The organism is Testudinibacter crocodili, from assembly GCF_006228025.1.
In the GTDB taxonomy this organism is placed as follows: domain Bacteria; phylum Pseudomonadota; class Gammaproteobacteria; order Enterobacterales; family Pasteurellaceae; genus Chelonobacter.
Window position 1 is genome coordinate 1 of the sequence record NZ_VDHF01000152.1, and the last position, 664, is coordinate 664.

The 664-nt window shown below is 39.5% G+C and carries 1 protein-coding gene and 1 pseudogene; both read right to left on the minus strand.

Going from position 1 to position 664, the window contains the following annotated elements; all coding sequences use genetic code 11:
- Positions 1-305 (minus strand): annotated as a pseudogene (locus tag FHQ23_RS11980) (VENN motif pre-toxin domain-containing protein); the annotation flags it as partial.
- A gap of 75 nt (positions 306-380) precedes the next feature.
- Positions 381-548, minus strand: coding sequence for a hypothetical protein (locus FHQ23_RS12460; RefSeq protein WP_176552320.1), 168 nt, complete (start codon positions 546-548; stop codon positions 381-383).
- Positions 549-664 lie beyond the last annotated feature (116 nt).

The window sequence follows — 664 nt, forward strand, 5'->3', positions numbered from 1 at the left end:
GTTATATAAGGAAGTTTTTGAATCCCCTCTGATAATATAGATGAAAGGATAGGATTTGTTACCTTACTACCCGCCCAAGTCCCCACTCCCGCTAATCCAGTATCATTTAAAGGATTACTGCCACTAGCTAAACTAACCCCCATCGAAATCCCCATATTGATTCTAATCGCATCTTTAACTCCCATCTGTGGAGTAATGCCTGCCGCCAAGCCTGCTCTGGCAAACTCATACCAATTAAAAGGCTGTTCACTGACTAATTGCAATGTACCATTAGCCCCCAATCCAATAGTAACATTACGAGCCAATACATTCTCTGTAACTTTTCCCGCAACCTTAGCAATATTTGATTCAACTATTGTTGAAGTTACGCCAATACCTTTCTAGCCCATACCTAATAGGCTTAACTCCCAATAAACCGGCTCTACGCCTAAATCCTGACCAAATGCAGCATAATTTACCTTATCCCTCAATTTCGCAATATTTAGATATGCTTGGGTTGCCTCTATTCCCTCATATGCATTTCCTTTACCATCTGTTCGTGTATTCATGATAAGTGCATCTGTTGTTCATTAACCGATAGCCCACTTTTCTTATTAAGCTTTTCTGATAATTTAAATAACGTTTCACTATCTTGTGCACCTAGTAAATTATTCTCAACCGCACT